Source organism: Enterobacter hormaechei subsp. xiangfangensis (assembly GCF_001729785.1).
GTDB classification, from domain to species: Bacteria; Pseudomonadota; Gammaproteobacteria; order Enterobacterales; family Enterobacteriaceae; genus Enterobacter; species Enterobacter hormaechei_C.
Map to the genome: position 1 here is coordinate 470766 of NZ_CP017183.1, position 14180 is coordinate 484945.

Here is a 14180-nt window from a genome sequence, read left to right on the forward strand (position 1 = left end):
CAGATCCTCAGAAGGGGAGTTGATACCATTCGTGTGAAGACACATTGAAGTCAGCTCGTAGCGTTGAGCCGATTATTTCAGCGGTAGTATAGCGTAAAGACGTGTAAACCTGCCAGAGGTCACGTTTTCGGCAAAAAGTGGCCGGAGGGAGAGGCTGTGCGCCACGCGGCTCGCGTGGCGCTGAAGCCGTAATCAGTCCTGTTGTGGAGGCAGACAGACGCCGATGCCGCCAATGCCGCAGTAGCCGTACGGATTTTTATGCAGGTACTGCTGGTGGTCGTCTTCGGCATAGTAGAACGGTTTCGCGGTAGCGATTTCCGTCGTGACCTGACGTTTATCACCGGCCGCCTGCATCGCTTCCTGGAAACGCGTCAGGCTGGCGTGGGCCGCGGCCTCCTGCTCTGGGGTGAGCGGGTAGATGGCCGAACGGTATTGGGTGCCGTGATCGTTACCCTGACGCATGCCCTGCGCCGGGTCATGGTTTTCCCAGAACACCTGGAGCAGTTGTTCATAGCTAATGACGCTCGGGTCATACACCACACGCACCGCTTCAGCATGACCGGTCTCACCGGAACAGACTTCGCGGTAGGTTGGGTTAGGCGTATATCCTCCGGTGTAGCCCGCAGCGGTGCTGTACACGCCCGGCAGTTGCCAGAACAGGCGTTCTACGCCCCAGAAGCAGCCCATGGCAAACAGGGCGATCTCCATTCCATCAGGAACGTTTGTCATTGAATGGTTGTTTACGGCGTGTAATGTCGCCACTGGCATAGGGGTGTTGCGTCCCGGTAACGCATCGGCTTGTGATACCAGATGCTTTTTATCAAATAAACTCACGGTGGGGCCTCCGGGGTAGCGTTGTTTCGGTTAAGGTTGTCACGAAGCGTTTAATTGAACACAATAAATGCGATGAATGAGTCTAGATTTAATCATAAGAAATATTTGGGTGTTACACCCTTTTTCAACCCGTAATTTGGGTTTTTGGCTTTCAGGCCGTATTTTGCCGCGGAGCGGCACTGCATTTGCTTCCAGGGTGGAAACAGGGATATTCAGGAGAAAACGTGACAAAGATCCGCCAGTTATGTTTAGTCAGCTTACTGCTGACCAGCGGGATTGCCAGCGCGGCGAATGTCCGTTTGCAGGTTGAGGGGTTATCCGGGGCGCTGGAAAAAAACGTGCGTGCGCAGCTTTCTACTATCCAGAGCGATGAGGTCACGCCGGATCGGCGTTTTCGCGCGCGCGTGGATGATGCCATCCGCGAAGGCTTAAAGGCGTTGGGGTACTACGAACCCACCATCGATTTCGATTTACGCCCGCCGCCGGCAAAAGGACGTCAGGTGTTGATTGCCCGCGTCTCGCCGGGCGAACCCGTCCTGATTGGCGGCACGAACGTGGTGCTGCGCGGCGGCGCGCGCACGGATCGTGACTACCTGGATCTGCTCAGCACCCGTCCGAAAGTGGGCACTGTGCTCAATCACGGGGATTACGATCGTTTTAAAAAATCATTAACCAGCGTTTCGCTGCGCAAAGGCTACTTCGACAGCCAGTTCAACAAAAGCCAGCTAGGCGTTGCGCTTGAGCGACGTCAGGCATTCTGGGATATCGATTACGACAGCGGCGAGCGCTACCGGTTTGGCGATGTGACCTTCGAAGGATCGCAAATCCGTGACGAGTATCTGCAAAATCTGGTGCCGTTTAAAAAGGGCGACTACTACCAGTCCAGCGACCTGGGCGAGCTGAACCGTCGTTTGTCCGCGACGGGCTGGTTTAACTCCGTGGTGGTGGCGCCGGAATTTGATAAATCCCGTAAAACGAAAGTGTTACCGCTGCATGGCGTGGTCTCTCCGCGCACCGAGAACACCATTGAGACCGGCGTCGGCTACTCCACGGACGTCGGCCCGCGCGTGAAAGCCTCGTGGAAAAAACCGTGGATGAACTCCTACGGCCACAGCCTGACCACCAGCGTCAGCCTGTCTGCGCCTGAACAGCAGCTGGACTTCAGCTATAAAATGCCGCTGCTGAAAAATCCGCTTGAGCAATACTACCTCGTGCAGGGCGGCTTTAAACGTACCGATTTGAACGATACCGAGCAGGACTCGACGACGCTTGCGGTATCACGCTTCTGGGATCTCTCCAGCGGCTGGCAGCGCGCCATTAACCTGCGCTGGAGCCTCGACCACTTTACCCAGGCAAACGTTACCAACACCACCATGCTGCTTTATCCGGGCGTGATGATCAGCCGTACCCGCTCGCGCGGTGGCCTGATGCCGACCTGGGGCGACTCTCAGCGCTACTCCATCGATTACTCCAACACTGCGTGGGGCTCCGACGTAGACTTCTCCGTCTTTCAGGCGCAAAACGTCTGGATCCGCACGCTGTACGACAAACACCGCTTTGTGATGCGCGGTAATCTCGGCTGGATCGAAACCGGTGATTTCGAACGCGTCCCGCCGGATCTGCGCTTCTTCGCCGGGGGCGACCGCAGCATTCGCGGGTATAAGTACAAATCGATCTCACCTGAAAACGACAAAGGCCAGTTGACCGGGGCGTCAAAACTGGCGACCGGCTCGCTGGAGTACCAGTACAACGTCAGCGGCAAGTGGTGGGGGGCGATGTTCGTTGACGGCGGTGAAGCGGTGAACGATATCCGCCGCAGCGATTTCAAAACCGGCGCGGGCGTAGGCGTGCGCTGGCAGTCACCGGTCGGGCCCATCAAGCTCGATTTCGCCGTTCCGGTGGGCGACAAAGACGAACACGGTTTACAGTTTTACATCGGTCTGGGGCCTGAATTATGAGTTTATGGAAGAAGATAAGCCTCGGGGTGCTGATTTTTATCGTATTACTGCTCGGTACGGTGGCGTTTCTGGTGGGCACCACCACGGGCCTGCATCTGCTGTTTAACGCCGCGAACCGCTGGGTGCCGGGGCTGGAAATCGGCCAGGTGACGGGCGGCTGGCGCGATCTGCGCCTGAAAAATATCCGTTACGAACAGCCCGGCGTGGCGGTGAACGCGGGCGAGTTTCATCTGGCGGTCAAGCTCGGCTGCCTGCGTGACAGCCAGCTGTGCGTAAACGATCTGTCGCTAAAAGACGTTAACGTGGCGATAGATTCCAAAAAAATGCCGAAGTCTGAGCCTGTCGAAGAAGAGGACAGCGGCCCGCTGAATCTCTCCACGCCGTACCCGATTGCGCTCTACCGGGTTGCGCTGGATAACGTCAATATCAAAATCGACGATACGACGGTATCCGTGATGGATTTCACCTCCGGTCTGCGCTGGCAGGAGAAAAACCTCACCCTGACCCCAACCTCCCTGCAAGGGCTGCTGATTGCGCTGCCGAAGGTGGCCGACGTGGCGCAGGAAGAGATCGTCGAGCCGAAGATCCAGAACCCGCAGCCGGAAGAAAAACCGCTGGGTGAAACGCTGAAAGATCTCTTCTCGAAACCGGTTCTGCCGGAGATGACCGACGTGCATCTGCCGCTGAACCTCAATATCGAAGAGTTTAAGGGCGAGCAGTTGCGTCTGACCGGCGATACCGATCTGACGGTCTACAACATGCTGCTTAAAGTCAGCAGTATCGACGGCAACATGAAGCTCGACGCGCTGGATATCGACTCCAGTCAGGGCTCGGTGAACGCCTCAGGCAATGCGCTGCTGCGCGACAACTGGCCGGTTGATATTACGCTGAACAGCGCCCTGAACATCGATCCGCTGAAGGGCGAAAAGGTGAAGGTGAAGGTCGGCGGCGCGCTGCGTGAGAAGCTGGAGTTCGGCGTGAACCTTTCCGGACCGGTGGATATGGTGCTGCGCGGGCAAACCCAGCTGGCAGAGGCCGGTTTACCGCTCAACCTTGAGGTTGTCAGCAAGCAGCTTTACTGGCCGTTCACCGGCGAAAAACAGTTCCAGGCTGACGATCTGAAGCTGAAGCTGAGTGGCAAAATGACCGACTACACGCTGTCGTTCCGCACGGCAGTGAAGGGGCAGGGGGTACCGCCCGCCGATATCACCCTGGATGCGAAGGGTAACGAGTTGCAGGTTAACCTCGACAAGCTGACCGTGGCGGCGCTGGAAGGAAAAACCGAGCTGACCGCGCTGCTCGACTGGCAGCAGGCGATCAGCTGGCGCGGCGAGCTGAAGCTGACCGGGATCAACACCGCTAAAGAGGTCCCGGACTGGCCGTCAAAACTGGATGGCCTGATCAAAACCCGCGGTAGCCTGTACGGTGGCACCTGGCAGATGGACGTGCCGGAACTCAAGCTCACCGGCAACGTGAAGCAGAACAAAGTCAACGTAGAGGGCTCGCTTAAGGGCAACAGCTATCTCCAGTGGGTGATCCCGGGCCTGCACGTGGCGCTGGGCCGCAACACGGCAGATATCAAAGGCGAGCTGGGGGTGAAAGATCTCGATCTGGATGCCACCATCGACGCGCCAAATCTCGATAACGCCCTGCCGGGTCTTGGCGGCACGGCGAAGGGGTTAGTGAAGGTTCGCGGTACGGTGGAGGCGCCGCAGCTGCTGGCGGACATCACCGCTAATAACCTGCGCTGGCAGGAACTTTCCATTGCCCGCGTGCGCGTCGAAGGGGACGTGAAATCCACCGATCAGATCGGCGGAAACCTGGACCTGCGCGTGGAGCGTATCTCCCAGCCGGACGTGAACATCAGTCTGGTCACGCTGGCGGCAAAAGGTAACGAAAAGCAGCACGATCTCCAGCTGCGCGTGCAGGGCGAGCCGGTCTCCGGGCAGCTGCACCTGACGGGCAGTTTTGATCGCCAGGCAACGCGCTGGAAGGGCGTACTGGATAACACCCGCTTCAGCACGCCGGTCGGCCCGCTGGTGCTGTCCCGATCCATCGCGCTGGACTACCGCAATGCGGAGCAAAAGTTAAGCATTGGGCCACACTGCTGGACCAACCCGAATGCTGAGCTGTGCGTGCCGCAGACCATTGATGCGGGCGCGGAAGGACGCGCGCAGATCAACCTCAACCGTTTCGACCTGGCGATGCTGAAACCGTTTATGCCGGAAACCACCCAGGCCAGCGGGGTCTTCAGCGGTAAAGCGGACGTCGCGTGGGACACCACCAAAGAGGGGCTGCCGCAGGGCAGCGTTACGCTCTCCGGGCGTAACGTGAAGGTGACGCAGGAGGTCAATGACGCGCCGCTGCCGGTAGCGTTCGACACCCTGAATGTGAACGCTGACCTGCGTAACAATCGTGCTGAACTGGGATGGCTGATCCGCCTGACCAACAACGGTCAGTTTGACGGACAGGTGCAAATTACCGATCCGCAAGGGCGGCGCAATCTCGGCGGCAACGTCAATATTCGCAACTTCAACCTGGCGATGGTGAATCCGATCTTCTCGCGGGGAGAAAAGGCGGCGGGGATGCTCAGCGCCAACCTGCGTCTGGCGGGGGATGCGCAAAGCCCGCAGCTGTTTGGCCAGATGCGGTTAAACGGCGTGGACATTGACGGTAACTTTATGCCGTTCGATATGCAGCCAAGCCAGCTGACGATGAACTTTAACGGCCAAAGCTCAACCCTCAGTGGCTCAGTGCTGACGCAGCAGGGACAAATCAACCTGAGCGGTGACGCAGACTGGAGCCAGCTCGACAACTGGCGCGCCCGTATTGCGGCCAAGGGCAGCAGGGTGCGTATCACGGTACCGCCGATGGTGCGCCTGGACGTGTCGCCAGACGTGGTCTTTGAGGCAACGCCGAGTCTCTTCACCCTGGACGGCCGTGTTGACGTACCGTGGGCGCGCATCGTGGTTCACGAAGTGCCGGAAAGCGCGGTTGGCGTCTCCAGTGATGAAGTTATGCTCAATGAAAATCTGAAACCTGTTGAACAGAAGAGCGCGGGCATACCGATCAATAGTAATCTTATCGTGCACGTGGGGAATAACGTGCGTTTGGACGCGTTTGGGCTGAAGGCGAGACTCACAGGTGACCTGAAAGTGGCGCAGGATCAACAGGGGCTTGGCCTCAATGGACAAATCAATATTCCTGAAGGGCGCTTCCATGCCTACGGTCAGGATTTGATTGTGCGTAAAGGCGAGCTGCTGTTCTCCGGTCCACCGGATCAGCCGGTACTCAATATCGAAGCGATACGTAACCCGGAAGCCACCGAAGATGATGTGATTGCGGGCGTGCGCGTGACGGGCTCCGCCGATGAACCTAAGGCAGAGATCTTCTCTGACCCGGCCATGTCGCAACAGGAAGCGCTCTCTTACCTGCTGCGCGGCCAGGGTCTGGATAGCCAACAGGGCGATGGTGCGGCAATGACATCAATGTTAGTCGGTCTGGGGGTTGCACAAAGTGGTCAGGTTGTGGGTAAAATCGGCGAGACGTTTGGCGTAAGCAATCTGGCGCTGGACACTCAGGGCGTGGGTGACTCTTCGCAGGTAGTGGTCAGCGGCTATGTACTGCCGGGTCTACAGGTAAAATATGGCGTGGGGATCTTTGACTCACTGGCTACACTCACGTTACGTTATCGCCTGATGCCTAAGCTATATCTGGAAGCAGTGTCCGGCGTAGACCAGGCACTTGATCTGCTCTATCAGTTTGAGTTTTAGCAATGCGAATATTTGTTTACGGCAGTTTACGAACCAGGCAAGGCAACAGCCACTGGATGACCAACGCCCAGTTGCTGGGAAATTACACAATCGAAAACTACCAGTTGTACAGTCTGGGCCACTATCCAGGCGCAGTTCCGGGGAACGGAACGGTACAGGGTGAGGTTTATCGTATTGATAATGCCACGCTGGCCGAACTTGATGCCTTGCGCACCAGGGGCGGTGAATACGCTCGCCAGTTGATCCAGACGCCTTACGGCAGTGCATGGATGTACGTGTACCAACGTTCGGTCGACGGGTTAACGCTGATTGAAAGCGGTAACTGGTTAGACAGAGACCAGTTCTGAAAAACGACAACGCCACCGTAAGGTGGCGTTGTTTTTTTGCGCCCATTCGCACGGGTTACCGGGAGCGAAAGGCACAAAAAAGCCCCGACGCGCGGGGCTTAGTATCAGCAGTAAGAATTACTTCTTAGCAGCACGCTCGAAAGAGGCGATGATTTCTGCTTTCGCCGCTTCTGCGTTATCCCAGCCTTCAACTTTAACCCATTTGCCTTTTTCGAGATCTTTGTAGTGCTCGAAGAAGTGGGCGATCTGCGCTTTCAGCAGCTCTGGCAGGTCGTTCACATCTTTAATGTGATCGTACTCTTTGCTCAGCTTGGTGTGCGGTACAGCAACCAGTTTCGCATCTTCACCCGCTTCGTCAGTCATTTTCAGCACGCCAACAGGACGGCAGCGAATGACGGAGCCTGGCTGCAATGGGTATGGCGTCGGGACCAGTACGTCAACCGGGTCACCGTCCAGAGACAGAGTGTGGTTGATGTAGCCGTAGTTGCACGGATAGAACATGGCGGTAGACATGAAACGGTCAACGAACAGCGCACCGGTGTCTTTGTCGATTTCGTATTTGATTGGATCTGCGTTGGCCGGGATTTCGATCACAACGTAGATGTCTTCTGGCAGTTCTTTACCCGCAGGGACGTTGAGTAAGCTCATGTCGGTGTCCTTTAAAATGGATGGTAAACAAGTGGCAGGTATTATAGCCAACTGGCGCTGAAAGTCTCCGCCTGTTTTCGACTTCTCTCCCTCGCGCCTTCACTTTTCAGACCGTTTCCATGACAGGATAATCCATAAACTCAGCCGCATTTTAAATGTTGAAATGAAAGCGATTACAAACTTGTGATTAACGTTTTATTCACTTTTCTGAAGTGTGATGTAACGCAATCCGTAACATATTCCATTGGCTATAGTTCATCCGCGGAACATCTTTTAACCAACAATAACCTACCCTACGAGGACGTTCATATGTGGAAGCGCTTACTTCTTGTTACAGCAGTTTCGGCAGCCATGTCGTCTATGGCGATGGCCGCACCTTTAACCGTGGGATTTTCGCAGGTCGGATCTGAATCCGGCTGGCGCGCCGCTGAAACGAATGTGGCGAAAAGTGAGGCCGAAAAGCGCGGTATTACGCTGAAAATCGCCGATGGTCAGCAAAAGCAAGAGAACCAGATTAAAGCGGTGCGCTCGTTTATCGCTCAGGGCGTGGATGCCATCTTTATTGCCCCGGTTGTCGCTACGGGCTGGGAGCCGGTGCTGAAGGAAGCCAAAGATGCTGAAATTCCGGTCTTCCTGCTCGACCGTTCCATCGACGTAAAAGACAAATCTCTCTATATGACCACCGTCACCGCCGATAACGTGCTGGAAGGCAAACTGATTGGTGACTGGCTGGTGAAGCAGGTGGATGGCAAGCCGTGTAACGTGGTTGAGTTGCAGGGCACCGTCGGAGCGAGCGTGGCTATCGACCGTAAGAAAGGTTTCGCGGAGGCCATCGCCAAAGCACCAAACATCAAAATCATCCGTTCTCAGTCCGGCGACTTCACCCGCAGCAAGGGTAAAGAGGTCATGGAAAGCTTCATCAAGGCAGAAAATAACGGCAAAAATATTTGCATGGTTTACGCCCACAACGACGACATGGTGATCGGCGCCATCCAGGCCATCAAAGAAGCGGGCCTGAAGCCGGGCAAAGATATCCTCACCGGCTCGATCGACGGCGTACCGGACATCTACAAAGCAATGATTGACGGCGAAGCGAACGCCAGCGTGGAGCTGACGCCAAATATGGCGGGCCCGGCATTCGATGCGCTGGAGAAATTCAAGAAAGACGGCACCCAGCCTGAGAAGTTGACCATCACCAAATCCACGCTCTACCTGCCGGACACGGCGAAAGAAGAGTTAGAGAAGAAGAAAAATATGGGCTACTAAGCCCTCGCCCCCTCACCCTAGCCCTCTCCCCGGAGGGGAGAGGGAAAAGGGCGGGTTGGGCAGAAAATTAAAGATGGGCACGACATAGTCCCCTCTCCCCTCCGGGGAGAGGGTCAGGGTGAGGGGGAAACCATGACCACCGAACAACACCAGGAAATCCTTCGCACAGAGGGCCTGAGTAAATTTTTCCCTGGCGTTAAGGCGCTGGATAACGTTGATTTCAGCCTGCGGCGGGGGGAGATCATGGCGTTGCTCGGCGAAAACGGGGCGGGGAAGTCGACGCTGATTAAAACCCTGACCGGGGTCTATCACGCCGATCGCGGCGCTATCTGGCTGGAAGGTAACGCCATTTCGCCCAAAAACACCGCGCATGCGCAGCAACTGGGGATCGGCACGGTCTACCAGGAAGTGAACCTGCTGCCAAACATGTCGGTAGCGGACAACCTGTTTATTGGCCGCGAGCCCAGACGTTTTGGCCTGCTGCGCCGCAAAGAGATGGAAGCGCGCGCCGCGAAGCTGATGGAATCGTATGGCTTCTCTCTCGACGTGCGCGAACCGCTGAACCGTTTCTCCGTGGCGATGCAGCAGATCGTGGCGATCTGTCGCGCTATCGATCTCTCGGCGAAAGTGCTGATCCTCGATGAACCCACCGCCAGCCTCGATACCCAGGAAGTGGAGATGCTTTTTACCCTGATGCGCCAGCTGCGTAATCAGGGCGTTAGCCTGATTTTCGTGACGCATTTCCTCGATCAGGTTTACGAGGTGAGCGACCGTATTACGGTGCTGCGCAACGGCAGCTTTGTCGGCTGCCGGGAAACCCGCGAGCTGCCGCAGATAGAGCTGGTCAAAATGATGCTGGGCCGCGAGCTGGAGACCAACGCGCTTCAGCGCGCGGGCCGTACGCTGCTGAGCGAAAAACCGATCGCCGCGTTTCACGATTACGGCAGAAAAGGGACCATCGCGCCGTTTAACCTCGAGGTACGCCCCGGTGAAATTGTGGGACTGGCGGGTCTGTTAGGCTCCGGGCGCACCGAAACCGCCGAAGTCATCTTCGGGATCAAACCTGCCGACAGCGGAACGGCGCTGATCAAAGGCAAACCACAAACGCTACGTTCACCGCATCAGGCGTCGTGCCTCGGCGTGGGCTTCTGCCCGGAGGACAGGAAAACGGACGGTATTATTGCCGCCGCCTCGGTGCGGGAAAACATCATTCTGGCGCTACAGGCCCAGCGCGGCTGGCTGCGTCCGATCCCTAAGCGCGAGCAGAACGCGATTGCCGAGCGCTTCATCCGCCAGCTCGGTATACGTACCCCGAGCGCGGAACAGCCCATCGAGTTCCTCTCGGGCGGTAATCAGCAGAAGGTGTTGCTCTCGCGCTGGCTGCTCACCAAGCCGCAATTCCTGATCCTCGACGAGCCCACGCGCGGTATCGACGTGGGCGCGCACGCCGAAATCATCCGGCTTATCGAAACGCTCTGCGCCGACGGTCTGGCGCTGCTGGTGATCTCGTCTGAGCTGGAGGAGCTGGTCGGCTATGCCGATCGCGTCATCATCATGCGCGATCGCAGGCAGGTGGCAGAGATCCCGCTGGATAAACTGTCGGTTCCGGCGATCATGAATGCCATCGCGGCGTAAGGAGTCAAATGTGATGTCCCGTTCTCTTTCGCAAACTGGCGAAGCGAAGCGCCGCTTCAGCTGGCCGACCGGCACGCCGCAAATCGTGGCGCTGCTGCTGGTGCTGCTGGTGGATAGCCTGGTGGCTCCGCATTTTTTCCAGATCGTCGTGCAGGATGGCCGGCTGTTTGGTAGCCCGATCGACATCTTAAATCGTGCCGCGCCCGTGGCGCTGCTGGCGATTGGTATGACGCTGGTCATTGCCACTGGCGGGATCGACCTCTCCGTCGGTGCGGTAATGGCGATTGCGGGCGCCACCGCCGCCTCGATGACCGTCGCCGGGCACAGCCTGCCGGTGGTTCTGCTGGCCGCGCTGGGCTCCGGCGTGCTAGCCGGGCTATGGAACGGCATTCTGGTCGCGGTGCTCAAGATCCAGCCGTTTGTCGCGACGTTGATTTTGATGGTGGCCGGGCGCGGTGTGGCGCAGCTTATCACCTCCGGTCAAATCGTCACCTTTAACTCCCCGAGCCTGGCGTGGATCGGCAGCGGTAATTTTCTGTTCTTCCCGACGCCGGTGATCGTCGCGTTGGTGACGCTGGTGGTGTTCTGGCTTTTCACCCGCAAAACGGCGCTCGGGATGTTCATCGAAGCGGTGGGGATTAACATTCGGGCCGCGAAAAACGCCGGGGTAAATACGCGGCTGATGGTGATGCTGACTTACGTGCTGAGCGGCGTCTGTGCTGCGATTGCCGGGGTGATCGTGGCCGCCGATATTCGCGGAGCGGATGCCAATAACGCCGGACTCTGGCTCGAGCTGGATGCGATCCTTGCGGTGGTTATCGGCGGTGGATCGCTGATGGGCGGACGTTTTAATCTGCTGCTCTCGGTGGTGGGGGCGTTGATTATTCAGGGTATGAATACCGGTATTTTGCTCTCCGGGTTCCAGCCGGAGCTGAATCAGGTCGTCAAAGCGGTCGTGGTGCTTATCGTGCTTATCGTGCAGTCGCCGCGCTTTATCACTCTCATTAAGAGGTTCCGCGGTCATGATAAAACGTAATTTGCCGTTAATGATCACGCTGGGCGTGTTCGTGCTGGGATACCTTTACTGCCTGACCCAGTTCCCGGGCTTCGCCTCCACGCGGGTGATTTGCAACATCCTGACCGACAATGCCTTTTTAGGCATTATCGCCGTCGGCATGACGTTTGTGATCCTCTCCGGCGGGATCGATCTCTCCGTTGGGTCGGTGATCGCCTTTACCGGCGTGTTCCTTGCCAAGGCGATTGGCTTTTGGGGCATTTCGCCGCTGCTGGCTTTTCCGCTGGTGCTGGTCATGGGCTGCGCGTTCGGCGCCTTTATGGGGCTTTTGATCGATGCGCTGAAAATCCCGGCCTTTATTATCACCCTCGCCGGGATGTTCTTCCTGCGCGGCGTGAGCTATCTGGTGTCGGAGGAGTCAATTCCGATAAACCACCCGATCTACGACACGCTCTCCAGCCTGGCGTGGAAAATCCCCGGCGGGGGGCGCCTGAGCGCAATGGGGCTGCTGATGCTGGGCGTGGTGGTGATCGGGATCTTCCTCGCCCACCGTACCCGGTTTGGTAACCAGGTTTATGCCATTGGCGGCAGCGCCACGTCCGCGAACCTGATGGGAATTTCCACGCGCAGCACGACTATCCGCATCTACATGCTTTCGACCGGGCTGGCCACGCTCGCGGGGATTGTATTCTCGGTTTATACCCAGGCAGGCTATGCCCTGGCGGGGGTGGGCGTTGAGCTGGACGCCATTGCCTCGGTGGTGATTGGCGGTACGCTGCTCAGCGGCGGGGTGGGGACGGTGCTCGGCACGCTGTTTGGCGTGGCGATCCAGGGGTTGATTCAGACCTATATCAACTTCGACGGCACGCTCAGCTCCTGGTGGACCAAAATTGCCATCGGCATTCTGTTGTTTATTTTCATCGCGCTCCAGCGCGGCCTGACGGTGCTGTGGGAGAACCGCCAGAGCTCGCCTGTTACCCGGGTGAATACCTCTGTAACAGGGCGATAACATGCTGAAATTGCTTAAACTCTAAACATTTTCCGGTAGCGGCCGATACTCTTTTTTTATGCCCAGAAATATCTCGCTACCGGAAATAACATCATGCTTAAAACGCTATCGATTCGTACCGGCTTGCTCTCTTTACTGGCCGTTATGACCCTTCTGCTGCTGATTGTCAGCGGCATCGGCATTTATGCCCTTACACAAAGTTCCGCTTCTCTCCAGCGCATCAATCATCTTCAGGGTGAACAGATGGTGCAACTGAATGCCGGCTATACGCTGATCCTGCGCGCGCGTAACGAAGCGGGGCAGGCCGTCCGCATGATGGAGGTCGGCCTGCTGGACGATGCGGCCAGGGCGGTCAAAACCATTAACCAGGAAGTGGCGCTGGCACAGAAAATGCTGAAGGACGTGATCGGCAGCGGCGTGGCGGATGAGCAGGGGCAAAAGCTGCTGGATAACGTCGCCGCGAGCCTGGCGGTGTACAACCAGCAGGGTATCAGCCCGATGCTGAAAGCCCTGAACGAGCAAAGCGCGGACAGCTATTACGATCTGCTGGAAAACAAGCTGGTCCCGGTGGCGAAGCAGTTTGATAACGATATGCAGGCGTTCCAGGCATGGAGCGAGGCGCGCGGCAAAGCGGAGGTGAGCGCCGTGCAGGCGAGTAAAACCCGCGTGCTGATCCTGATTATCGTCGCGGCGCTGCTGACGGCTGGCATTATCGTGCTGGCCTGGCTGGTTCTGCGCCATATGCTGCTCAAGCCGCTTTCAGCCTCGATTGCCCAGCTGGAACATGTGGCGGCCGGGGATTTAACCCATACCCTGAACGCGCCGGCGAGCCAGGAATTTAATCGCCTTAACGCGGCGATCGAAGGGATGCGCCAGTCGCTGATGGACTCCGTTCTGCGGGTGCGTGACGCCAGCTCGCAGATTGATACCGGCAGCCGCGAGCTGACGGCCGGGAATATGAACCTGGCTCAGCGCACGGAATCCACCGCCACCTCGCTGGAGCAGACGGCCGCCAGCATGGAAGAGATCACCGCCACGGTGAAACTTAACGCCGATAACGCCGAGCAGGCGCACCAACTGGCGAAGTCGGTCTCCGATACCGCCGATCACGGCAGCGAAATGGTCTGCTATGTCATTGAGAAGATGCGCGACATCTCCGGCAGCTCGGCACGCATCGCCGATATCCTGAGCGTCATCGACGGCATTGCCTTCCAGACCAATATTCTGGCGCTGAACGCCTCCGTTGAAGCGGCGCGTGCGGGTGAGCAGGGGCGAGGTTTTGCGGTCGTGGCGGGTGAGGTGCGTAATCTCGCCAGCCGCAGTGCTGATGCGGCGAAAGAGATCCGCTCGCTTATCAGCGATTCGCAAACCCACGTGAACGAGGGCAGCGAGCTGGCGCAGCAGGCCGGTGAGACGATGGACGAGATCGCCACCGAAGTACTGCGTATGACCAAACTGATGCGTGAAATTGCGACGGCCTCTCAGGAGCAAAGCCGCGGTATTGAGCAGGTGAATATCGCTGTCAATCAGATGGATGAAACGGCGCAGCAAAATGCGGCGCTGGTCCAGCAATCATCTGCGGCAACACGTTCCCTGGAGGAGCAGTCTCGCGAGCTGATGGAAGCGATGGCCTCCTTCAAATTGACGACGCAAACGGCATGACGAAAAAAAGGGGAGCCTGACGGGCTCCCCTTT

Annotated in this window: 10 protein-coding genes; 8 read left to right on the top strand and 2 right to left on the bottom strand. The window is 57.6% G+C overall.

Going from position 1 to position 14180, the window contains the following annotated elements; genetic code table 11:
* Nucleotides 1-192: 192 nt before the first annotated feature.
* A complete protein-coding gene (gene msrA / locus BFV63_RS02295) occupies nucleotides 193-834 on the bottom strand; it encodes a peptide-methionine (S)-S-oxide reductase MsrA (protein WP_003856057.1) in 642 nt (213 codons plus the stop codon).
* Nucleotides 835-1058: 224 nt separating this feature from the next.
* Between msrA and tamA the strand changes: the two genes are divergently transcribed.
* From tamA to BFV63_RS02310, 3 genes are read left to right on the top strand one after another with little or no spacing between them, the layout of a single operon-like run.
* Nucleotides 1059-2792: an autotransporter assembly complex protein TamA gene (tamA, locus tag BFV63_RS02300; protein WP_022650273.1), complete on the top strand. Its 1734-nt coding sequence runs from the start codon at nucleotides 1059-1061 to the stop codon at nucleotides 2790-2792.
* Nucleotides 2789-6565, top strand: coding sequence for an autotransporter assembly complex protein TamB (tamB, locus tag BFV63_RS02305; RefSeq protein WP_045336783.1), 3777 nt, complete (start codon nucleotides 2789-2791; stop codon nucleotides 6563-6565). The genes tamA and tamB overlap by 4 nt, the downstream gene beginning before the upstream one ends.
* Before the next feature lie 2 nt (nucleotides 6566-6567).
* The gene (locus BFV63_RS02310) at nucleotides 6568-6912 is read left to right on the top strand and encodes a gamma-glutamylcyclotransferase family protein (protein ID WP_017383925.1); all 345 of its coding nucleotides are present in this window, start codon (nucleotides 6568-6570) and stop codon (nucleotides 6910-6912) included.
* A gap of 117 nt (nucleotides 6913-7029) precedes the next feature.
* Here BFV63_RS02310 and ppa read toward each other — a convergent pair whose 3' ends face one another.
* Nucleotides 7030-7560: an inorganic diphosphatase gene (gene ppa, locus BFV63_RS02315; protein ID WP_006810347.1), complete on the bottom strand. Its 531-nt coding sequence runs from the start codon at nucleotides 7558-7560 to the stop codon at nucleotides 7030-7032.
* A 309-nt stretch (nucleotides 7561-7869) separates the two neighbouring features.
* Between ppa and ytfQ the strand changes: the two genes are divergently transcribed.
* The 5 genes from ytfQ (at nucleotide 7870) to BFV63_RS02340 (ending at nucleotide 14147) form a co-directional block, all read left to right on the top strand.
* Nucleotides 7870-8826 (top strand): galactofuranose ABC transporter substrate-binding protein YtfQ, encoded by a 957-nt coding sequence (gene ytfQ / locus BFV63_RS02320; protein ID WP_017383924.1) that lies wholly within the window; start codon nucleotides 7870-7872, stop codon nucleotides 8824-8826.
* Nucleotides 8827-8958: 132 nt separating this feature from the next.
* Nucleotides 8959-10461, top strand: coding sequence for a galactofuranose ABC transporter, ATP-binding protein YtfR (gene ytfR, locus BFV63_RS02325; RefSeq protein WP_017383923.1), 1503 nt, complete (start codon nucleotides 8959-8961; stop codon nucleotides 10459-10461).
* A gap of 10 nt (nucleotides 10462-10471) precedes the next feature.
* Complete coding sequence (gene ytfT / locus BFV63_RS02330) at nucleotides 10472-11497, top strand: galactofuranose ABC transporter, ATP-binding protein YtfT (protein ID WP_161353898.1); 1026 nt, start codon at nucleotides 10472-10474, stop codon at nucleotides 11495-11497.
* Nucleotides 11484-12485 (top strand): galactofuranose ABC transporter, permease protein YjfF, encoded by a 1002-nt coding sequence (gene yjfF, locus BFV63_RS02335; protein ID WP_023302976.1) that lies wholly within the window; start codon nucleotides 11484-11486, stop codon nucleotides 12483-12485. Before ytfT ends, yjfF begins: the two co-directional genes overlap by 14 nt.
* 93 nt (nucleotides 12486-12578) lie before the next feature.
* Nucleotides 12579-14147, top strand: coding sequence for a methyl-accepting chemotaxis protein (locus tag BFV63_RS02340; protein ID WP_048241497.1), 1569 nt, complete (start codon nucleotides 12579-12581; stop codon nucleotides 14145-14147).
* Nucleotides 14148-14180 lie beyond the last annotated feature (33 nt).

What these genes read in the sequence shown, in the direction of transcription:
- tamB (WP_045336783.1), top strand. Translation starts at nt 2,789, where the DNA reads ATGAGTTTATGGAAGAAGATAAGCCTCGGGGTGCTGATTTTTATCGTA.
- BFV63_RS02310 (WP_017383925.1), top strand. Translation starts at nt 6,568, where the DNA reads ATGCGAATATTTGTTTACGGCAGTTTACGAACCAGGCAAGGCAACAGC.
- ppa (WP_006810347.1), bottom strand. Translation starts at nt 7,560, where the DNA reads ATGAGCTTACTCAACGTCCCTGCGGGTAAAGAACTGCCAGAAGACATC.
- ytfQ (WP_017383924.1), top strand. Translation starts at nt 7,870, where the DNA reads ATGTGGAAGCGCTTACTTCTTGTTACAGCAGTTTCGGCAGCCATGTCG.
- ytfR (WP_017383923.1), top strand. Translation starts at nt 8,959, where the DNA reads ATGACCACCGAACAACACCAGGAAATCCTTCGCACAGAGGGCCTGAGT.
- yjfF (WP_023302976.1), top strand. Translation starts at nt 11,484, where the DNA reads ATGATAAAACGTAATTTGCCGTTAATGATCACGCTGGGCGTGTTCGTG.
- BFV63_RS02340 (WP_048241497.1), top strand. Translation starts at nt 12,579, where the DNA reads ATGCTTAAAACGCTATCGATTCGTACCGGCTTGCTCTCTTTACTGGCC.